This window comes from Candidatus Polarisedimenticolaceae bacterium (assembly GCA_036376135.1).
Classification (GTDB): domain Bacteria; phylum Acidobacteriota; class Polarisedimenticolia; order Polarisedimenticolales; family DASRJG01; genus DASVAW01.
In genome coordinates, this window is sequence record DASVAW010000139.1 from 13,616 (window position 1) to 33,737 (window position 20,122).

16 protein-coding genes are annotated in these 20,122 nt (G+C 71.8%); 5 read left to right on the forward strand and 11 right to left on the reverse strand.

The genetic code is table 11. From position 1 onward, the window contains the following. Nucleotides 1-6: 6 nt before the first annotated feature. Complete coding sequence (locus VF139_14565) at nucleotides 7-1,329, reverse strand: aspartyl protease family protein (protein ID HEX6852616.1); 1,323 nt, start codon at nucleotides 1,327-1,329, stop codon at nucleotides 7-9. Continuing rightward, complete coding sequence (locus VF139_14570) at nucleotides 1,329-1,811, reverse strand: methylated-DNA--[protein]-cysteine S-methyltransferase (GenBank protein ID HEX6852617.1); 483 nt, start codon at nucleotides 1,809-1,811, stop codon at nucleotides 1,329-1,331. The genes VF139_14565 and VF139_14570 overlap by 1 nt, the downstream gene beginning before the upstream one ends. Before the next feature lie 153 nt (nucleotides 1,812-1,964). On the opposite strand from VF139_14570, the gene VF139_14575 reads away from it, so the two are divergent. Beyond that, the gene (locus tag VF139_14575) at nucleotides 1,965-3,026 is read left to right on the forward strand and encodes a tetratricopeptide repeat protein (GenBank protein ID HEX6852618.1); all 1,062 of its coding nucleotides are present in this window, start codon (nucleotides 1,965-1,967) and stop codon (nucleotides 3,024-3,026) included. Between the two features lie 47 nt (nucleotides 3,027-3,073). Then, a complete protein-coding gene (locus tag VF139_14580) occupies nucleotides 3,074-5,128 on the forward strand; it encodes an amylo-alpha-1,6-glucosidase (protein ID HEX6852619.1) in 2,055 nt (684 codons plus the stop codon). Here the strand turns inward: VF139_14580 and VF139_14585 are convergent, their stop codons facing one another. From VF139_14585 to VF139_14625, 9 genes are all read right to left on the reverse strand, one after another. Next, nucleotides 5,129-6,343: an ATP-binding protein gene (locus VF139_14585; GenBank protein ID HEX6852620.1), complete on the reverse strand. Its 1,215-nt coding sequence runs from the start codon at nucleotides 6,341-6,343 to the stop codon at nucleotides 5,129-5,131. Beyond that, complete coding sequence (locus VF139_14590; protein HEX6852621.1) at nucleotides 6,340-7,701, reverse strand: sigma-54 dependent transcriptional regulator; 1,362 nt, start codon at nucleotides 7,699-7,701, stop codon at nucleotides 6,340-6,342. The genes VF139_14585 and VF139_14590 overlap by 4 nt, the downstream gene beginning before the upstream one ends. Nucleotides 7,702-7,733: 32 nt before the next feature. After that, nucleotides 7,734-10,151, reverse strand: coding sequence for an ABC transporter permease (locus VF139_14595; protein HEX6852622.1), 2,418 nt, complete (start codon nucleotides 10,149-10,151; stop codon nucleotides 7,734-7,736). A 7-nt stretch (nucleotides 10,152-10,158) separates the two neighbouring features. Then, nucleotides 10,159-12,624, reverse strand: a complete 2,466-nt coding sequence (locus VF139_14600; protein HEX6852623.1) for an ABC transporter permease — start codon at nucleotides 12,622-12,624, stop codon at nucleotides 10,159-10,161. Continuing rightward, on the reverse strand, nucleotides 12,621-13,325 hold the full coding sequence (locus VF139_14605; protein ID HEX6852624.1) for an ABC transporter ATP-binding protein: 705 nt from the start codon (nucleotides 13,323-13,325) through the stop codon (nucleotides 12,621-12,623). The genes VF139_14600 and VF139_14605 overlap by 4 nt, the downstream gene beginning before the upstream one ends. Nucleotides 13,326-13,335: 10 nt before the next feature. Next, nucleotides 13,336-14,583 carry an HlyD family efflux transporter periplasmic adaptor subunit gene (locus tag VF139_14610; GenBank protein HEX6852625.1) on the reverse strand — a complete coding sequence of 416 codons (1,248 nt, stop codon included), beginning with the start codon at nucleotides 14,581-14,583 and terminating at the stop codon, nucleotides 13,336-13,338. A 123-nt stretch (nucleotides 14,584-14,706) separates the two neighbouring features. Next, nucleotides 14,707-15,255, reverse strand: a complete 549-nt coding sequence (locus VF139_14615) for a hypothetical protein (GenBank protein HEX6852626.1) — start codon at nucleotides 15,253-15,255, stop codon at nucleotides 14,707-14,709. Between the two features lie 96 nt (nucleotides 15,256-15,351). After that, a complete protein-coding gene (locus tag VF139_14620) occupies nucleotides 15,352-16,029 on the reverse strand; it encodes a hypothetical protein (GenBank protein HEX6852627.1) in 678 nt (225 codons plus the stop codon). Nucleotides 16,030-16,118: 89 nt separating this feature from the next. Further along, complete coding sequence (locus tag VF139_14625; protein HEX6852628.1) at nucleotides 16,119-16,781, reverse strand: alpha/beta hydrolase-fold protein; 663 nt, start codon at nucleotides 16,779-16,781, stop codon at nucleotides 16,119-16,121. A gap of 123 nt (nucleotides 16,782-16,904) precedes the next feature. On the opposite strand from VF139_14625, the gene VF139_14630 reads away from it, so the two are divergent. From VF139_14630 to VF139_14640, 3 genes are read left to right on the forward strand one after another with little or no spacing between them, the layout of a single operon-like run. Continuing rightward, complete coding sequence (locus VF139_14630) at nucleotides 16,905-17,855, forward strand: hypothetical protein (protein ID HEX6852629.1); 951 nt, start codon at nucleotides 16,905-16,907, stop codon at nucleotides 17,853-17,855. Nucleotides 17,856-17,859: 4 nt separating this feature from the next. Next, nucleotides 17,860-18,969: a carboxylate-amine ligase gene (locus tag VF139_14635; protein ID HEX6852630.1), complete on the forward strand. Its 1,110-nt coding sequence runs from the start codon at nucleotides 17,860-17,862 to the stop codon at nucleotides 18,967-18,969. A gap of 13 nt (nucleotides 18,970-18,982) precedes the next feature. Next, complete coding sequence (locus VF139_14640; GenBank protein ID HEX6852631.1) at nucleotides 18,983-20,020, forward strand: aminopeptidase; 1,038 nt, start codon at nucleotides 18,983-18,985, stop codon at nucleotides 20,018-20,020. Nucleotides 20,021-20,122: the final 102 nt, after the last annotated feature.

Below are 20,122 nucleotides of genomic sequence, written 5' to 3' on the forward strand. Positions count from 1 at the left end.
GGAAGACTACTTCCTCGGGGGACGGGACGCCGCGATCCGCCGCGATTTCGTGTCGACGATCACGACCGCGTCGGCGAGGACGTCGAGGCCGAGGAATCCCGAAACCTCCACCCCCGACAGGCGGCTTCGCTGCGTGAGATCGCCCGCCGTCTTCGGCTTCGCGCTGGGGGGGAGCCCCGGGAACTCGAGCGCGATCCCCATGACCTGGCGCGCGCCTTCGACGGCGCCCCCGTACGTTCGAACGTCGGCCTTCGCTCCCGTCGGCCGGCCGGCGAAGTCGAAGGAGAGGAAGCTGCGCGTCGCTCCCGTGTCGAAGAGGAACAGGCCGCGGCGTCCGTCCCCGGCTGTCGCTTCGACGAGGATCTGCCCGGCGACGTCCCAGTAGGGGACCGCCCCCGCGGGCGCCTCGCCGGCGTCGAGGAGGAGCCGCCCCTTCGCGAGATCGAGGGTGACGCGGTACCCGGAGAAGATCCCGACGCCGAGCACCCCCTGATAACGCCCCGTCGGGTCGATCTCGGTCGGCGTCGTCGTGACGACGGCATCCTTGAAGCGCAGCCCGCCGACCGCACACGAGGGGATGAACCACTTCTTCGAGGCCTCGCGCCCCGATCCGCCCCCCGCGAAAACGGTCTCCTCCGAGATCGGCTCGAGCCCCGACTTCTTCACCGCCCGCTCCACGGCGAACAACCCGCCCGAGCCCGTGTCGAGGAGGACCCAGACCTTCCGTCCCCCGAGCTCGACCTGGACCACGAACCCCGCCGAGCCGCCGCCCCCGTCGGGGATCGCGCGCAGGGGCACCTCGACCCGTTCGGGGCTCGTCTCGCGCACCCACGTCGCCCGGTCCCCGAGCGCCTTCAGGTAGCGGATCGTCCCGCGCGCCCCTTCGATCCGGTCGGCGTCGTCGCCGTCGCTTTTCGCGAGGTAGCGCTCGAGGCGCGCGATCGTATCGGCGCGCGAGGTCCCCACCGACGCCGCGTGGTAGAGGACGAAGCGGTCCTCGGGGGCGAGCGCGACCGCACGATCGAGGAGGGTCCCGGCTTCGTCGGTCTTCCCCTCGGCGGCGCGCACGAGCCCGAGGGTCACGAGCGCGCGGGGCGGCGCGTCCTCGCGCGTCGCGAGCGGGGCGAGGGTCCTGCCCGCCTCGTCGATCCGGCCGGCGCGGTAGAGCGCCTCTCCCAGCACCGAGACGGCTTCGGCGTTCGACGGCGCGGCGCCCGCGAAGGCCTTCGCCGCGTCGAGCGCCTCCCGCCAGGCGTCCTTCTCGATCAGCGCGCGGACGGCGGCAGCGTCCTGGGCGAGCAGGGCGAGGGCGAGAATCGGGGCGAGCATCAGAGCAACCTTCCGCCCCGCTCGAGGTCGAGCAGCGTCCGCTTCATCACCAGGCCTCCCCCGAAGCCGGTGAGCGAGCCGTCGGATCCGACCACGCGATGGCACGGGATCACGAGCGGGATCGGGTTCTTCGCGCAGGCCAGGCCGACCGCGCGCGCGGCGCCGCTCTTGCGCAACGCGCGCGCGACGTCGCCGTAGGTCCACCGCTCGCCGTAAGGAATCGCGACGAGACGACGCCAGACCGCCTGCTGGAACTCCGTGCCGTCGGCCTCGAACGGAAGATCGAAGGTCCTGCGTTCCCCCTTCACGAATTCCTGCAGCTGCTTCTCGACGACCGCGAGCGCGGGGTGATCGGAGCGCGGCGGGGCGGGGCGGCGCGACCAGACGAACTCGATCGCCTTCAGCACGCCTTCGTCGTTCACGTAGAGGTCGAGACCGCAAAGCCGCGTCGTGATGCGCCGTCCATGAAGGGAAGAAGACATGCGTGGATTCTACGCAGGTCGCCGTTACGAAAGTGAATTCCGGAACGATCCGCAGCGAGCGCGACGGAAAAACCCGCAGACCCGGATCGATTCTCGGGGTGGTGGCCGGATTCGTCATTCGGGCGCAGATTCGACGGCGCACGGAGGATCACCATGCGCCGCACCCGGGTCGCCTTCGCCGCTCTTCTCCTCTGGGGGGGCTTCTCCTTCTCGCATGCGGGGGAACCGATCCCGCCCGCGCCCGCCGAAGTCGGGCCGCTTCTCGAGGAGGCCGTCTCGATGCAGGAGGCGGGGCGCCACGACGAGGCGATCGCGCGTTACGAGGAGATCCTGAAGGTGAACCCCGGGTTGCCGCAGGCGCTCGCGGGGCTCGCCTTCTCCGCGTACGCGAAGGGCGACTGGCAGAAAACCGTCTCGATCGCCGAGCAGATCGTCGCCACCGGCAAGGACTGCCCCGCGGGGGTCTACCTCGTCATCGGTTCGGCCTACGGGATGATGGGGCTCTGGGACAAGGCCGAAGAGGTGCTCCTCCTCGGCCAGTCGGTGTGGCCGCGCGACGAGGCGCTCCGCTTCCACCGCGCGATCAACGTCTTCGCCCAGGGCCGCGTGAGCGACGCGATCGACCACCTCGAACGGTGCATCCGCAACTCGCCGTACCGCCCCGAGTACTGGCGCGCGCTCGGCGACGCGATGAGCGCCGACGGCGCGCGCGGCCGCGCCTTCGCCGCGTACGCGCGCTCGCTGTCGCTCGACGGGAACACCGAGCGTTCGCGGGAGATCGCCCAGCAGATGTGGCGGATGTTGTTCGAGGCGCGCGGGACGGTCGAGACGAAGCCGGGGGACGCGACCGAGGAGGCCGAGGCGAAGGGGTTGTCGCTCGTGGGGAACCTCCGCCACGACGCCGCCTGGCGCAACCGTTCCGACGCGGAGTATTTCGCTTTCGCCCTCGACACCATGCTCAAGCTGGTCTCCGCGCTCAACGCGGAAGGACAGCGCGACCTGTTCTGGGGACCGTTCGCGATCGCGTATTTCGACGACCTGCGCAAGGCGGGACACATGGAGGCGCTGGCGTTCGACATCCGCCAGGCGGCGAACGACCCCGAAGCGCGGGCGTGGCGCGCGCGCAACGCCGAGAAGCTCGCCCGGTACCGCACCTGGTCCGAGCGCTGGGCGGTGAACTGGTCGACGGTCGCCGAGAACGAAACGCGGCGTTAACGCCCCTCGGCCTTGAAAACGAGGCGCAGGTCGTCTACTTCTGCGCCATGACCATCACGTTCGATTCCGACACGCTCTCGAACTTCGAGGACGCGTCCCGCCGCGAGTGGATCGAGCCGAACGGGCTCGGCGGGTGGGCGTCTTCGTCCCTTTCCGGCGCGAACACGCGCCGATACCACGGTCTGCTGGTGGCCGCGACCCGTCCCCCCGTCGGCCGCATGGTGCTCCTCTCCAAGCTCGACGCGACGATCGTCCGCGACGGCGAGCGTTTCGAGCTCGGCTCGAACCGCTGGCCGGGGGCGGTCTGGCCCGAAGGGCACAAGACCCTCCAGAGCTTCGAGCGCGACCTCTTCCCCGTCTTCGTCCACGAAGCCGGAGGCGTGCGCCTCCGGAAGACCGTCGCCGCGATCCACGGGGAGAACACCACCGTCGTCGTGTACGAGGTCCTGGAGGCGGCGGCGCCCTTCGTCCTCGAGCTCCGGCCGTTCGTGGCCGGGCGCGACCACCACGCGCTGGTGCACGCGAACCCGTTCGTCCGGGCCGAGGCGTCGTTCGAGGCGGGGGTGCTCGCGATGCGCCCCTACGACGGGGTGCCGGAGGTCTTCGTTTCCGCGGCCAGGGCGGAGTTCACGCCGGGCGCCGACTGGTACCGCAGCTTCGAATACGACTTCGAGCGGGAACGCGGCCTCGACTTTCGCGAGGACCTGTTCACCTACGGCGTCCTGCGCCGCGAGCTTCACGTCGGCGACCGTTTCGGCGTCGTGATCTCGACGGCGAACCCGGGCGGGCGCGACGCGTGGAAGCTCCTCGAGGCGGAACGCAAGCGCCGCAAGGAGCTGGTCGCGGCGGTCCCGGAGAAGGACGCGTTGCGCCGGGCGCTGATCCTCGCCGCCGACGGGTTCGTCGTGCGGCGCGGCGAGAGCCGCGCGTCGATCGTCGCCGGCTACCCGTGGTTTTCGGACTGGGGACGCGACGCGATGATCGCGCTTCCCGGTCTCACGCTCGCGACCGGCCGATTCGACGACGCGAGGAAGGTCCTGCTCGCCTTCCGCGACGCGCGGATGGACGGGTTGATCCCGAACCGGTTCGGAGAGCGGGCCGGCGAGGCCGAATACAACGCCGCCGACGCGACGTTGTGGATGTTCGTCGCCGTCCACGAGTACCTCAAGGCCACGGGGGACCTCGCGTTCGTGACGAAGGAGATGCTTCCCGCGCTTCGCGAGGTGATCGAGCATCACGAGCGCGGGACGCGCCACGGCATCCGCGTCGACGCGCAGGGGCTCCTGTACGCGGGCGAGGCCGGCACGAACCTCACGTGGATGGACGCGAAGCTCGGCGACCACGTGTTCACCCCCCGCGTCGGTCGCGCCGTCGAGGTGAACGCCCTCTGGTGCAACGCCCTCGCGATCCTCTCCGACTTCGAGAAACAGGCCGGAAACGAGGCCGAGTCCGGGACCCTCGCGAGGAAGGCGAAGAAGGCCAAGGCCGCCTTCGTGAAGGTCTTCTGGAACGAGGAGGCGGGCTACCTGCTCGACGTGGACGACCACGTCCGGGAGGCCTCGATCCGCCCGAACGCGCTGATCGCGCTCTCGCTCCCCTTCGCGCTCCTCTCGAAGGAGCAGGCGAAGCGCCTGCTCGACGTCGTCGAGGAGAAGCTCCTCACCCCCGTCGGCCTGCGCTCGCTCGCCCCCGGGGATCCGGCCTACCGGCCGGTCTACCAGGGCGGGCCCGCCGAGCGCGACGCGGCCTATCACCAGGGGACGGTGTGGCTGTGGCTGCTCGGCCCCTACGTCAACGCGCTGCTGCGCACGCAGGGGGCCGCCGGGAAGGCCAAGGCGGCGAAGCTCTTCGACGCGCTTCCCGCGCACCTTGCCGAGGGTTGCGTCGGGCAACTCTCCGAGATCTTCGACGGCGAGCCGCCGCACGCCGCGCGCGGCTGTCCCGCGCAGGCGTGGAGCGTCGCCGAGGTCCTGCGCGCGTGGACCCTCGTCGAGTCGAGGCCGTCGGCGTCGAAGAAGAAGCCGTACCGGATCGTCCCGGTGAAGGCCGAGGGGAAGGCGAAGTCGAGGAAGAAGGCGAAGGGTCCCGAAGCGCAGCCCTGATCACACCGGGAGCCTTACCTTCGCGACGCACCCCGCGGTGTCCCGGCGATTCTCCAGGGCGAGGCTTCCGCCGTGCGCCTCCGCGATCTGCCTCGCGAGGACGAGGCCGATCCCGCTCCCGCCGGGCTTCGTCGTGAAGAACGGGACGAACAGGTTCGACGGATCGGCGAGCCCGGGGCCGTCGTCCTCGACGCGGACCTCGACGACGTTCCCCGAGAGCACCCACGCCAGCCGCACCGCGCCGCCGGTCTCGAGCGACGCCTCGGCGGCGTTGCGGATCAGGTTGATCAGCATCGGGTCGAGCTGATCCCGGTCGCCGCGCAGGCGGACGTCGGGGCCCCCCGCGATCTCGATCGGCACGCGCCTCTCGAGCGAGGCTGCGTCGTGAATCCACGTCGCGACGGCGACGACGCCGGGGGACGGCTTCGGCAGGCGCGCGAGGCGGGTGTATCCCTCGAGGAATCGCGCCAGCGAGGCCGCGCGCTCCCTCACGACGGTCAGGCCCCGCTCGAGGTCCTCGCGCACGGCGGGATCGGGGTGCGGCGCGCGGCGCGCGCGGCTTTCGAGGCTCTCGGCGATCGAGCGGATCGGTCCCAAGGAGTTCCCCATCTCGTGCCCGAGGACGCGGATCAGGCGCAGCCACGCCGTTCGCTCCTCCTCGCGCAGGAGGTCGCCGAGGTTCGTCACGACGACGAGCCGCATGGGGCGACCGCGCTCGCGGAACGTCGTGCGTCGCACTCCGAAGCGCCCGGCGCCGCCGGGGAAGGCGCGGTCGATCGTCCCCGGGCCGTCGCGGAGCAGCGACTCCGCGCCGACCTCGGTCGCCGGCGAGCCGAGGAGCTGGAAGACCGGAATGGACAGCAGGCGCTCCGCCGCGCGGTTGGCGAGGCGCACGCGCCCCTCGTCGTCGAAGGCGAGGACGGCCACGTCGATCTCCTCCATCACGGTGCGAAGGAGGGCCGTCGCCTCGAGCGCCTCGCGGCGTTGCGCCGCCATCGCGTCGGCCAGGAGGTTCGCCTCGACGAGGGCGTCGCCGAGGGGATCGCCCCGCCGCGCCTCGATCGCGCGGATCGAGAAGTCGTCCTCGCGCAGGGCCGAGAGGAGGTTGGCCAGCGTCTGGAGCCGGCGCATCTCGCGGCGCCGACGCCAGCGAAGCGCCGCGAGCGCGCCCAGGCCGCACGCGGCGGCGAGCGCGAGAAACGCCCCGGCGCTCACAGTCCGTGGCGCTGGAGACGCCGGTAGAGGGCGCTTCGGCTCAGTCCCAGCGCCTCGGCCGCCTTGCTGACGTTGCCGGCGTGGCGGTCGAGAGCCTTGCGGATCAGGACGCGCTCGACGTCCTCGAGGCTCATCGCCTCGAGCGCCGTCGGGGCCGCCGGCGCGGACGGGTGGGAAAGGCCGAGGTCGCCCGCGCGCACGAGCGGCCCTTTCGCCAGGAGCACCGCCCGCTCGATCCCGTGCTCGAGCTCGCGCACGTTTCCGGGCCACAGGTGCGCGACGAGGGCGTCGAGGGCCGCCGACTCGAACCCCTCCACGGGGCGGTGGTAACGCGACGCGTGGGTCTCGAGGAAATAGGCCGCGAGCAGGGGGATGTCCTCCGGACGCTCGCGCAGCGGCGGGACGCGGATCTCCACGGTGTTCAGCCGGTACAGCAGGTCGGGACGGAAACGTCCCGCCGCGGCCTCGGCGGCGAGGTCGGCGTTGGTGGCCGCGATCACGCGCACGTTCACGCGGTGCGACCGCGAGGAGCCGACCCGCTCGAACTCCCCGCTCTCGAGGACGCGCAGCAGCTTCGCCTGCATCGCGGGGGAGAGGTTGCCGATCTCGTCGAGGAAGAGGGTCCCTCCGTCCGCGAGCTCGAACCGGCCCACGCGGTCGGTCGACGCGTCGGTGAAGGCGCCGCGGACGTGCCCGAACAGCTCGCTCTCGAAGACCCCTTCGCTCAGCCCGCCGACGTTCACGACGACCAGGGGACGCCCGGCGCGGGGGGAGGCGTCGTGCAGCGCGCGCGCCACCACCCCCTTCCCCGAGCCGTGCTCGCCGGTGATCAGGACCGCGGCCCCGGACGGGCCGACGCGTTCGATCCGCTCGAGGACGGGACGCATGGCGGACGAGCGCGCGAGCAGGCGCGGCGCCCCGTCCGAACGCAACACGCGCAGCTCGGCTTCGAGACGCTCGCCGCGGCGGAGCACCCGACCCAGCTCGACCTGCGTGCGCACGGTGGCGAGCAGCCGCGCGTTCTCCCAGGGTTTGGCGAGGAAGTCGCGCGCCCCCTTCCGCATCGCCTCGACCGCGAGGTCGACGGTCGCCCACGCGGTCATCACGACGATCGGCAGGGTCGCGTCGATCGCCCGGACGCGCGCGAGGAGGTCCAGCCCCTCGCGTCCCGACGTCGTGTCGCGGGCGTAGTTGAGGTCGAGCAGGAGCAGGTCGTGGTCGGAGGAGCCGATCGACTCGAGGACCGCCGCGGGGGAGCCCGCGGGCACGACCTCGAATCCCTCCGGGCCCAGGAGCAGGCGCACCGCCTCGAAGACCTCCCTCCGATCGTCCGCGACCAGGATCCGCGCCGGCTCCATTCCGGGTAGTACGCAACCGAGGGGCGTTTCGTTCACGGCTCCCTGAGGGCGGCGGCGGGATCGATGCGGGAGGCGCGCCGGGCGGGGCGCCACGAGGCGGTCGCCGCGAGGAGCAGGATCGCCGTCCCGGACCCCGCGAGGGAGAGCGGATCGAGGCGCGAGACGCCGTGCAGCAGCGAGGCGAGGAGGCCGGATCCCGCGAAGGCGACCGCGAGCCCGATGGCGCTTCCGAGCGCGGCGAGCCCGACCCCCTCGCCCACGACCCCGAGGAAGACCCGTCGCTCGGGGGCCCCGAGGGCCATGCGGACGCCGATCTCCGCGGTCCGCTGCGCGATCGCGTGGCCGAGCACGCCGTAGACCCCGGCCGCCGCGAGCGCCGCCGCGAGGGAGGCGAAGGCGCCCAGGAGGACCGCGTGGAACCGCGGGCGGGCGAGGGCCCGATCCACGAGGGTCTCGAGGGTCGCCGGGAGGGAGACCGCCTGCTGCGGGTCGAGCGCGTAGACCGCCTCGCGGAACGCGCGATCGATCGCGGCGGGCGGAAGGCTCGTCCTCACGACGAAGTCCGAGCGGTACTGCCCCCCCTGCGAGATCGGGGCGTAGATGTCCGGGCGCCGCGCTCCCCACTCGCGGTAGCGGCCGTCGCGCACGACGCCGACCACCTCGCGCCACGGCTGCTTCGAATCGGGCGGGCCGAACTTCAGGCGTTTCCCCAGAGGGGAGGCCCCCGGCCAATAACGCTGCGCCACCGACTCGCCGACGATCACGACCGGAGCCGTGTCGGCGCGGTCCTCGTCGGTGAAGTCGCGTCCCTGGATCCGGGTCAGTGCGACCGTGTCGAAATACCCCGGGCTGACCGCGAGGTAGTTCGCGTAGGGGTTGCTCCGGAACGCCGCCTCGTCCTGCCCCTCGACGGTGTGGGGATAGTCCCACCCCACGGTGCCCGACAGCGGCCGCATCAGGACGGCCGCGGCGGCGTCGACACCCGGGATCGCGCGCACGCGTTCGACGAGCCTCGTGAAGAAGGCCGCCTGAGCGGCGCGGTCCGGGTAACGCGCGCGGACGAGTGCGACGCGCGCGGTCCAGACGCCGCGCGGGCTCCAGCCCGGGTCGAGGCGCTCAAGAGCGAGCGCGGAGCGCACGAGCAGGACCGCCCCCGCCGCGAGGACGACCGCGAGCGCGACCTCGGAGACGACGAGCGCGCGCCTGGCGCGCACGCCGCGCGGGGTCGCAAGGACGCGGACGGCGGCCTCGCGGAGCACCGTCGCGGGCTGGGCCCGCAGCGCGCGCCAGGCGGGAATGGCGGCGGCGAGGAGCGCACACGCGAGACTCGCGGCGACGGCGAAGAGGACGACCCGGCCGCTCATCGTGACGTCGGCGACGCGGGGGAGGTCTTCCGGAGCGAAGGCCCGCAACGCGCGGACGCCGATCGCGGCGACCACGAGGCCGAGCGCGCCGCCGCCGAGAGCCACCAGAGCTCCCTCGGCGAGCGCGACCCGTGCGAGCCGCCGGGGCGGCGCGCCCAGCGCCAGGCGGATCGCGGTCTCCCGCCGGCGCCGGGCCGAAAGCCCCAGCAGCAGGTGGGTCACGTTCGCGCAGGCGATGAGCACCACGGCGACCACGGCGCCCTGCAGCAGCGGCAGCGCCCGGCGGGCGCTCCCGAACACCGCGTCGAGCATCGGCACGAGCCGCACGCCGTACCCCCCGTTCTCCTTCGGCCAGGAGGCCGCGAGGGTCGCGGCGAGCCGGTCCATGCCGGCCCGCGCCGTCTCGAGGCTCACTCCGGGGGCCAGGCGCGCCACGGCGCGATAGACGCGGAAGGCGCGGGCGTTCGGGTCCGCGCGGTCGGAAGGGGGGAGCGCGGCCCAGAGCTCCGCGCCGTCGGGGAAGTCGAACCCCGGAGGGAGGACGCCCACGATCGTCGCGGGGTCCCCTTCCAGCGTGATCGCGCGCCCGACGATCCCGGGATCCGATCCGTAGCGCCGTTGCCAGAGTCCGTGGCCGATCACCACCACCGTCGGGGCGTCCAGGCGGTCGTCCCCTTCCCGGAGGGTTCGGCCGAGAGCGGCGCCGATCCCGAGCGTTTCGAAGAAGTCGGGGGTCACGACGTTGCCGGCGACCTGCGACGGTTCCCCCGAACCGGTCAGGGTGAAATCGAGGTTCACCGACGACATCAGCGCGATGGAGGAGAAGACGTCGTTCTGCTCGCGCCAGTCGGCGAAGTTCGACCAGGAGACCTCGACGAGCCCCTCCGGATCGCGCGCGTTCGATTCCCAGACGGTGACGAGGCGGGCGGCGTCCACGTACGGAAGCGGGCGCAGCAGGATGCCGTCCAGCGCGCCGAACGTCGCCGCAGCCGCCCCGATCGCCGCGGCGAGCGTCGCGACCGCGATCGCCGTCGAGGAGGGTGCCGCGCCGAGGTTCCGGGCGGCGTCGCGGAGGTCCCGGGTCAACGGCCCCTCACTCCCACCGGAGCGCCTGCGCCGGGTCGATGCGGGAGGCGCGCCAGGCCGGGATCCAGCAGGCTCCCGCGCTCAGCGCGGAGACGACGAGCGCGACCATGCCGTAGGTCGCCGGGTCCTCGGGGCGCACGCCGTGGAGCAGGCTCGTGGTCAGGCGCGTCAGCGCGATCGAGCCCGCGAACCCGGCCGCGAGGCCGACCGCGCAGAGGACGAGCCCGCCGCCGAGGATCATGAGTCGCACGTCGAGGGGGCGGGCCCCCAGGGCCACGCGCACGCCGATCTCCCGCGTGCGACGCGCGACGGTGTACGCCGTCACGCCGTAGATCCCGACGGCGGCGAGGGCGACCGCGATCGCGGAGAAGGCGGTCATCAGGCGGGCGATCAGCCGCGTGCGCTCGAGCGAACCGTCCACGATCTCCTCGAGGGTTCGCACGCGCGCCATCGGGAGGGTCGGGTCGATCTCGCGGAGCGCTTCGCGCGACGCCTTCACGAGCGACCGCGGGTCCGAGGACGTCCGCAGCGCCACCGTCGTCTGCGTCGAGGCGAATCCCAGTCGCGCCGCCTGCGACTCGAGGAAGAAAACCTCGGTTCCCGCCGGCCGGTCGAGCCCGCCGTTGCGCACGTCCGGGACGATGCCGACGATCGTGGCCCACGGCGAGCCGTCCTCCGGACGCAGCCGGCCGCCCAGCGCGCTTTGCTCCCCCCAGAACCGCTTCGCGAGCGACCGGTTGACGAGGCAGACGAACGGGGAGTCCGGCCCCTCGTCGGACGCGTCGAAGGGGCGTCCCTCCTCGACCTTGACCTTCAGGACGTCGAGAAGTTCCCGGCCCGACACCTGGTAGTAGTCCACGTTCTCGAAGGGGCCCTCCGGGGGGGCCGTGTACCCGTCGATGTCGGTGTCGTTGGCGAGGAGGGTTCTCACCGGCGGGGGATCGCTCATCGTCGCCGCGGAGGTCACGCCAGGAAGCGAGCGCAGGCGCTCCTCCAGGCGCGACCAGAAGGCGGCTCGGGCGGCGTTGTCGCGGTAGGTCGCTCCCGGCAGCTCGACCTCGAAGGTGAGCACGCCCGCCGCGTCGAACCCCGCGTCGGCGCGCTGCAGCTCGCGGAAGGTGCGGATCATCAGCCCCGCCCCGACGAGCAGCATCACGGTGAGCGCGATCTGGACCGCGACGAGGGCGCGGCGCGTGCGACGGCCCCGAAGCCCGCCCGCCGTGCGGGTTCCGCCCGATTGCAGGTCGCGTCCGAGGTCGAGGTCGCGAAGGGTCGCGAGCGGGGCGACCGAAAAGGCGCCGGCGGTGGCGATCGCCAGGAGCGTGGCGAAGACGAGCACGCGAGCGTCGATGCCGATCTCCGCGGCGCGCGGGAGCGCTTCGGGGAACGCCGCCATCAGTCCCTTCAGCGCGGCCCAGCCGCCGGCCGCGCCGACGGCGGCTCCCGCGAGAGCCAGGACGAGCCCCTCGGCGAAGGCGCGCCGGGCGAGCGTCGCACGGGCGGCCCCGAGCGCGACCCGGATCGCCGTCTCGCGGCGCTTCGCCTCCCCGCGCGCGAGCAGGAGGTTCGCGACGTTGACGCAGGCGATCAGCAGGACGAACCCCACCGCCGCGAACAACGTCCACACGGCGGTGCGGGCTCCCCCGACCGCGTCCTCGTGCGCGGGGACGTAGAGCAGGAGGTGCTTCTCGCCGAACACGTGGTTCTTCTTGATCGCCTCGGCCCACAGCGGGATCTGGCGCCGCTTCTCCGCCTCGGCGGCCTCGAGGGTCGCGCCGTCGCGCAGGCGTCCGAGGACGTGGAGGTAGTGGCTCCCGCGACGCTCGAGGGCCTCGGCGGTGCGCGAGAGGCCCAGCGGCAGCACGACGTCCGGCGCGGAGGAGGCGCCGAGCGGGAACACGAAGTCCGGCGGGAGCACCCCGACCACCTCGTTGGCGGTCCCCTGCACGAGGACCTTCGCCCCGACGATGTCCTTTCGCGCGCCGAACGCCCGCCGCCAGAGGGCGTCCGAGATCATCACGACCCGCGGGCCGTTGACGACGTCCTCCTCCTTCGTGAAGCCGCGCCCCGCGGCGGGGGTCACGCCCAGCGTGCGCAGCATCCCCTCGGTGAACTGGACGGCGCGCGCCCGCAGCGGCCCGTCGTCGCCGCCGACGTTGACGCCCCCTTCGGTGTACGCGGCGACCGACTCGAACGCCGGCAGGTCGCGCTCGACCTCGAAGAACTCCGGCGGGGACATCCAGAACTTCCTCAGCGAGAGGGCCGGGAACTCGGTGTAGATCCGGACGAGCTCCCCCGGCTCGGGGTAGGGGAGCGGCTGCAGGAGCATCCCGGAGACGACGCCGAACATCGCGGCGTTGGAGCCGATTCCCAGGGCGAGGGTTCCCGCGGCGAGGAGCGCGAACCCCGGCGACTTGGCGAGGGAGCGCGCGGCGAGGCGCAGGTCGTGCGCGAGCCCGGCGGCGGCGTTCACGACGCGAGCGTCCCGGGGACGTCGGAGAGGATCTTGCCGTCGAAGATGTGCACCGTCCGTCGCGCGTGGCGCGCGAACCTCACGTCGTGGGTGACCATGCAGATCGTCGCCCCCTGGCGGTGCAGCTCGTCGAGCAGCTCCATCACCGAGTCGCCGTTGTGGGAGTCGAGGTTCCCCGTCGGCTCGTCGGCGAGCAGGATCAGGGGGGACCCGACGAGCGCGCGCGCGACCGCGACGCGCTGCTGCTGGCCGCCGGAGAGCTGCGACGGGTAGTGCTTCTGCCGGTGCGCCATCCCCACGCGCTCGAGCGCCTCGCCGACCGCCTTGCGCCGGTCGGCCGCGGGCATGTCGCGATAGGTGAGCGGGAGCTCGACGTTCTCGAAGACCGTGAGGTCCCCGATGAGGTTGAACGACTGGAAGATGAACCCGATCTCGCGGTTGCGGATCCGCGCGCGCTCGGCGGGAGAGAGCTCCTGCACCGGCCGCCCGTTGAGCCAGTAGGCCCCCGCGCTCGGAGTGTCGAGCAGGCCCAGGATCGACAGCAGCGTCGACTTCCCGCACCCCGACGGTCCCGCGATGGACAGGTAGTCCCCCTTGTGGACGTCGAGGTGGATCCCCGACAACGCATGCGTCTCGACCTCGTCGGTCAGGAAGACCTTGGTGAGCTCCTCGAGGCGGATCAGGGGGGTCTCGGCGTTCATGGGGCCTCCTTCAATCGATGCGGATGCGGTCGAAGCCGTCCCAGCCGGCGGTGTCCGAGAGGATCACGCGGTCGCCGGCGGAGAGTCCCGAGACGATCTCGATCTCGCGCGCCGACGCGCGTCCGAGCTCGACGGGGACGCGGACGGCCTCGCGGCCGTCGGGGTCGAGGCGGAAGACTCCGGCGCGCGAGCCGGGCTGGCCGAACGCGGGTCGCCCGACGTGCAGCACGTCGGGAAGGGTCTCGATCGTGATCGTGCCGTCCACGGAGAGATCGGGGCGCGCTCCCTTCGGAAGCGCTCCGTCGAGCGTGACGTCCACGCGCACCGTGCCGTCCACGACCGCGGGGTCGATCCGGCTCACGCGACCCTCGACGATCCCGACGCGGGTGTCGATCGACGCGCTCATCCCGATCGCGATGTCCTTGGCCTGGGTCTCGGGGACGCGAAGCTCCGCCTTGAGCCGATCGGGGCGGGCGACCTTCGCGAGCACCGTCCCCGCGGCGAGCGCCTGGCCGGGCTCGACCGGGATCTGCTGGAGCACGCCGTCGATGCCGGCGCGCACGCGCAGCGCGTCGGCCTCCTCGCGGCGCAGCGCCGCCGCGGCGCGCAGCTGGTCGAGGCGCACGTCGATCGCCCGCTCGCGCGCGCGAAGCGCCGCCTCGGCGGTCGAGAGGCGCTCCTGCTCGAGCGAGCGGCGGGTGTCGAGCTCCTCGACGCGCACCCGGGAGGTCTGGAGGACGAGCCCCGAGACGAGGCCGTCCTTGGCGAGCTCCTCGTTCGCGGCGGCCTCGAGCCGCGCCTGCTTCCAGTCGGCCTCGACGGCGGCGGCGGTGGCGCGCCGATCGAGCCACCCGTTCTTCAGCTCGACCTTCCCGCTCGACGCGTCGGCTTCCGCCGCGGCGACCTCGAGGGCGGCGTCGCGCGCGGCCGCCTCGACGTCCGGGTCCGACAGCTCGAGGAGGACGGTATCGGGGGCGACGACCGCCCCCGCCTGAACGACGACCCGCTCGACGCGGGCCGAGGACCGTGCGGTGATCCAGCGCACGTCCTCGGGGACGAGCGTCCCCGGCGCGCGCACGTCGCGGACCATCTCCCCGCGCTCGACGGTGCCGACGTAGACGGCGTCGCGACGGACGGTCGGGGGGGCGGGCTCGAGCCTCGACACGCCGAACGCGAGCGCGGCGATCGCGAGGACGCCCCCTGCGGCGTAGGCGAGACGCCGGGGGCGGCGATTCGGGGGGGTGCGGGGGACGTCCATCGCCCGGGCACAACGCAACGGACGTGCCCGCGTTCCATCCCTCCGGCGAACCGCTCGCGGCGGCGGTGCGACCGTTCGCCGGAAGCGGTGTCCGCTTCTGGGACGGCGCCGTCCCGCAATCGGTCAGTGCAACAGGATCCCGGGGCCCGCCACGAGGTCTCCCGTCACGTCGCAAGCCTCGGGATGACCTCGCGCGACGAGCGACTCGGGGGGAACCCGGCGCCGTCCGCGGGCCGCGTCGTCCATCTCTGCGGCGACGCTCTGTTCGATCTCCAGCGCGAATCGCTCCCCGGCGGTTCCCGCGCGCTCGTCGCGGCTCCCCTGGAAGATGCGGATCAGGTGCGCGAGCTCGTGCGCCAGCACGGCGACCCTGCGCCCCTTGAGCCCGCGTTGCGGGACGCCGATCCGCGCGCGCAGCCAGGCGATGCAGGAGGCATCGCGGGGATGGGCGGGAGTCCAGACCTCGACCCGGGATCGGACGCGGGCGCGGGAGTCGCCCGACGCGGCCACGAGCGTCAGCTGCGCGGCGCGGGTCGCTTCCAGCGCCTCCCACGTCTTCCGGAACGTCGGGGAGTCGCGAAGCCCCGCCTCGACGAGTTGCGCGAGTTGGGGCGGCGTGCCCACGAGGAACTCCGCGGCGAGCGCAAGGCCGGCAACCCCCGAGAGGAACATGCCCGACTCGTACGCTCGGGGGGATCGTCGCGTGCCCTCGCCGCAGCCGGAGGGGCGCGGCGAGGGGTCAGGGGAGCGGGGCGCGCAGCGAGGCCTCTACGGTTTTCCCTGCAGGCTCCCGTCGGGCGTCGAGGGCGGGATGTTCAGCCACGCCGGGGGACCGTTCCCGACCGGTGCTCCGGTCCGGGAATAGACGATGTCGTCGAGCTGGAGGTAGGTCGAGCCGGAAGGGTTGAACTCGGAGATCGTCACCGACCGGAACGACCGCTCGCTGATCAACTGGACCTGGACGTTCACCATGAACTCGAACGGGCTCTCCCACCACGGCCAGTAGGGGAGGACGTCGAGCCGGTAAGTCTCGCCGTCGATCGTCAGCGCGAGGGCGCGCGGCGTCTCGCCGGTGTCCCACGTCAACACGCCCAGCGACAGGGCGTAGATCGGATGCGTGAAGTCGAGGGTGATCGAGCCGCCGCCGTTGAGCGACGCGTCGACGTAAGTCGTCCAGTTCGGGTGGATCCGGAACCCGTTCCGCACCGAGGCGAGACTCGTTCCGCTCGGGTCGTGGAAGGTCACCGTCACGGCACCGAGGTCGAGCGTGTCGCCGTCGAGCAGGGGCCGCGGCTCCACGAAGTCGAGCGTTTCGTACGCCCGCTGGTTCGACCCTCCGATCAGGTCCTCCCAGCGGTCCTCGGGACCCATGAAGCGGACCTGGGCGTGGGCGGCCGAAGCGAGCAGGAGAAATGACGCGAGGACGGCGATCGGACGGATTCGCATGGGTAGCCCCTCCGAGCGTCGAAAGTACGCGCGAGGGGACTGCCGGCTGGATCGGGGCGGGGAACGGGGGTGCAGGCGCAGGGAACGCCCTACGGCACGAACCTCGGCAGGTTCCCCTTCCAGTACGGCCAGTCGTGACCGAACACGCCGGGCCAGAACTCGCCGACGACGTTGAGGCCCTTCCCCGCGAGCATCTCCGCGAACCAGCGGTTCTCGCCGATGAGGTGATCCTGCTCGCCGGTCGCCACCACGAAGCCGATGTGCCGCATCCGGTCGAGGGCCTCGCCGTCGAGGTTGGGGAAATACGACGACGGGTTGTTGAAGTAGCAGTCGTCGCTCCACCAGCCGTGCAGGAAACGGTGGATGTCGTACAGCCCCGAGAAACACACGACGCGCGAGACCAGGTGGGGGAACCGCCCGGCGAAGTTCATCGCGTGGTAGGCCCCGAACGACGCCCCGAAGGTCACGACGTCCTCGCGCTGGGCCTTCTGCCGGATCAGGGGGATCACCTCGGTCTCGAGGTAGCGGGCGTACTGGAGGTAGCGGTGGATCTTCCAGCCCGGGTGCGCGCCCTGGTTGTACCAGTGCTCGTTGTCGATGGCGTCCACGCAGCAGACCTGAATCTCGCCGGCGTCGATCTTGGGCTGCAGCCCCTCCATCAGGCCGCAGTCCTCGTTCTGATAGGCCGAGCCGAGGGAGGTGGGGAACGCCAGGACCGGCCGGCCCCAGTTCCCGTACCAGAGAAGTTCCATCGGACGCCCCAGCGACGGGCTGTCCCAACGGTGGTGCTCCCGGTGCATCGGCCTTTCCCCCCTGGGCTATAGTGACGGGTCATCTTAGCCCGGTCGGGCGGTAAAAACGTGGGGGAAGTCGGCGTGCCGAAGCGCATCGGGATCCTGTTCGGGATGGAACGTTCCTTTCCTCCGGCTCTCGTCGAGGCGGTGAACGCGCTCGGCGGGGGTAAGGTCGTCGCCGAGTTCGTGGAGCTCGGGCCGTTCCGCCAGGACGTCCCTTGCCCGTACGACCTCGTGCTCGACCGGATCAGCCACGAGGTCCCCTTCTACCGGACGTGGCTCAAGTGCGCCGCCGCGAACGGAACCCAGGTCGTCAACAATCCCTTCTGGTGGTCGGCGGACGACAAGTTCCTCAACAACGTCATCGCCCTCGAGGCGAAGGTCGCCGTCCCGAAGACGGTGCTCCTTCCCCACAAGCAGCACCCGCCGAACACCTCGTCCGATTCCTTCTCCAACCTGACCTATCCGGTCGATTGGGACGCCGTCTTCGACTACCTCGGGTTCCCGATCTTCATGAAGCCCGCGGACGGCGGCGGCTGGAAGGACGTCTACAAGGTCGACAACGTCGAGTCGTTCTTCCGCGCGTACGACCAGACGCGCGACCTCTCGATGATGGCGCAGGAGGCGATCGAGTTCACGGAGTACTTCCGGTGCTACGGGATCGGGCGCCGCGACGTGCGGATCATGCGTTACGACCCTCGCGCGCCGTTCGAGCGTCGCTACGTGCGCGACGCCGCCCCGCTCGACCCGGCGATGGAGGAGCGGATCAAAGGCGACGTCCTGGCGCTGTGCCGGGCGCTCGGCTACGACATGAACACCGTCGAGTTCGCGGTTCGCGACGGCGTGCCGTACGCGATCGACTTCATGAACCCGGCTCCCGACTGCGACGCCTTCTCGGTGGGTGAGGACAACTTCCGCTGGGTGGTGGACACGGTCGCGCGATGCCTCGTGGACCGCGTGAACGACCCGCGCCCCGTCGAGCTGACCGGCGATTGGCCCGGTCGCGCTCCGGCGCCCAGCGCCCGAAGGTAACGCGGTGAAGCGGCCGAGCCTCACGATCGGGGTCGAGGAGGAGTTCCAGGTCGTCGACCCGGTCACCCGCGCGCTGCGAAGCCACGTCCACGAGGTGTTCGAGGCGGAGGCCAAGGCGGGCGGGATCTCGCTCAAGCCGGAGCTGCACGCGCCGGTCGTGGAGGTCGGCACGGCGGTGTGCCGCGACATCGAGGAGACCCGGCGCGAGGTCGTCAACACGCGGCGGACGCTCATCCAGATCGCGCGCGAGCAGGGGCTGCGCATCGGCGCCGCCGGCACGCATCCGTTCTCGCACTGGGCGGACGTGGGCATCACCGGCGGGAACCCGCGCTACGAGCGCCTGATCTCCGACCTGCAGATCGTGGCGCGCGGGAACCTGATCTTCGGCCTGCACGTACACGTCGGGGTCGAGGACCGCGAGACGCAGATCACGATCCTCAACCAGGCGCGTTACTTCCTCCCGCACATCCTCGCGCTCTCCGTGAACTCGCCGTTCTGGATCGGCCGCGAGACCGGGTGGATGTCCTACCGGTGCAAGGTCTTCGACAAGTTCCCGCGGACCAACATCCCGGACTACTTCCAGTCGTACGCGGAGTACCAGGAGCTCGTCGAGACCCTGCGCAAGACCAACTGCATCCTCGACGCCGGGCAGATCTGGTGGGACGTGCGCCCGCACCACCGGTACGACACGATCGAGTACCGGATCTGCGACATCCCGCTGCGCGCCGAGGAGACGGTCACGATCGCCGCGCTCTTCCAGGCGATCACCGCGAAGCTGTGGCTGCTCCGGAGCCGCAACCTCACCTATCGTCCGTACCGCCGTACGCTGATCATGGAGAACAAGTGGCGCGCGGCGCGGTGGGGGGTGCGCGGCCTGCTGATCGACTTCGGGAAGCAGGAGGAGGTCCCTTACGCGAGCCTGCTCGACGAGCTCCTCGAGTTCGTCGACGACGTCGTCGACGAGCTGGGCTCGCGGCCGTACGTGAACGGCGCGCGGAGGATCCTCGAGACGGGCACGGGGGCGGAGCGGCAGCTCGCCGTCTGGCGGGCGACCGGGGACCCCAAGGCCGTCGTCGATTTCGTCGTCCAGGAAACCGAGCAGGGGCTCGGGTAGTCTCAAGGGTGCCATGCCGACCGATCTCCTCCACGTTCCCTACGACCCGGCGTTCCAGGAAGGGGCGCGCAACGCCGTCCGCGTGTGCCTGCAGGTCCGCCCGCTCGAGCGGTCGGTCCTGATCACGGACCGGGCCTCGCTCCCGATCGGCGCCGCGCTCGCCGCGCAGTTCCGCGAGGCGGGGGCGGACCTCTCGACCTTCGTCCTCGAGGACCTGGCGCCGCGCCCGCTGCGCGGGCTTCCGGCGCCCGTGCTCGACGCCCTCGAGCACGCGGGCGTCAGCTGCTTCGCGGCGGTGGGGCAGGAAGGGGAGCTGCACTCACGGATCGAGATGACGGCGGTCGTGAACCGCAGGCGCGTCCGCCATGCGCACATGGTGAACATCTCCCCGCGGATCATGGTCGAGGGAATGCGCGCCGACTTCCGCAAGGTCGACGCGTTGTGCCGCTGGCTGCTTCCCCGGATGGAGGCGACGCAGGTGTTCCGCGCGGTCTCCGCGGCGGGGACCGACCTCACCGCGACCTTCGACCCGCGGATCAAATGGCTCAAGACCTCCGGGATCATCAGCCCCGACAAGTGGGGGAACCTCCCGGGGGGCGAGGTCCTCACGGCCCCCGACCGCGTCGACGGGGTGTTCGTCGTGGACGGCGTGCTCGGCGACTGGATGGCCGCGAAATACGGCGACATGCAGGCACACCCGCTGCGGATCGAGATCGAGAACTCGCGGATCACCAGGATCGACTGCGACGTTCGCGAGATCGTGGACGACTTCCGGCAATACGTGTCGAAGGACGAGAACTCGAACCGCGTGGGGGAGCTGGCGCTCGGAACCAACGTCGCGCTGCGCGATCCGATCGGACAGATCCTCCAGGACGAGAAGATCCCCGGCCTGCACATCGCGTTCGGCCACCCGTACAGCGAGCACACCGGGGCGACCTGGCGCTCGTCGAGCCACATCGACGTCGTCGGCCGGCACTTCGACGTGACCCTCGACGACGTCCCGGTGATGAAGGACAGCAAGTTCCTCGTCGACGTCGACGCGCTCGCCTAGCCGATGGACCGGGCGCTCGTTCCGGTCTTCAACCGCGCCTACACCGACGACGTCTACCGGCGCGTCTGCTCCCTCATGGAGGAGCGGTGCGAGGAGCCGTCG

Bases quoted from the DNA above. Each gene is read 5' to 3' on its own strand.
- VF139_14590 (HEX6852621.1), bottom strand. From the start codon at position 7,701: ATGGAGCCGGCGCGGATCCTGGTCGCGGACGATCGGAGGGAGGTCTTC.
- VF139_14580 (HEX6852619.1), top strand. From the start codon at position 3,074: ATGACCATCACGTTCGATTCCGACACGCTCTCGAACTTCGAGGACGCG.
- VF139_14605 (HEX6852624.1), bottom strand. From the start codon at position 13,325: ATGAACGCCGAGACCCCCCTGATCCGCCTCGAGGAGCTCACCAAGGTC.
- VF139_14640 (HEX6852631.1), top strand. From the start codon at position 18,983: ATGCCGACCGATCTCCTCCACGTTCCCTACGACCCGGCGTTCCAGGAA.
- VF139_14610 (HEX6852625.1), bottom strand. From the start codon at position 14,583: ATGGACGTCCCCCGCACCCCCCCGAATCGCCGCCCCCGGCGTCTCGCC.
- VF139_14570 (HEX6852617.1), bottom strand. From the start codon at position 1,811: ATGTCTTCTTCCCTTCATGGACGGCGCATCACGACGCGGCTTTGCGGT.
- VF139_14615 (HEX6852626.1), bottom strand. From the start codon at position 15,255: ATGTTCCTCTCGGGGGTTGCCGGCCTTGCGCTCGCCGCGGAGTTCCTC.
- VF139_14575 (HEX6852618.1), top strand. From the start codon at position 1,965: ATGCGCCGCACCCGGGTCGCCTTCGCCGCTCTTCTCCTCTGGGGGGGC.
- VF139_14565 (HEX6852616.1), bottom strand. From the start codon at position 1,329: ATGCTCGCCCCGATTCTCGCCCTCGCCCTGCTCGCCCAGGACGCTGCC.
- VF139_14620 (HEX6852627.1), bottom strand. From the start codon at position 16,029: ATGCGAATCCGTCCGATCGCCGTCCTCGCGTCATTTCTCCTGCTCGCT.
- VF139_14625 (HEX6852628.1), bottom strand. From the start codon at position 16,781: ATGGAACTTCTCTGGTACGGGAACTGGGGCCGGCCGGTCCTGGCGTTC.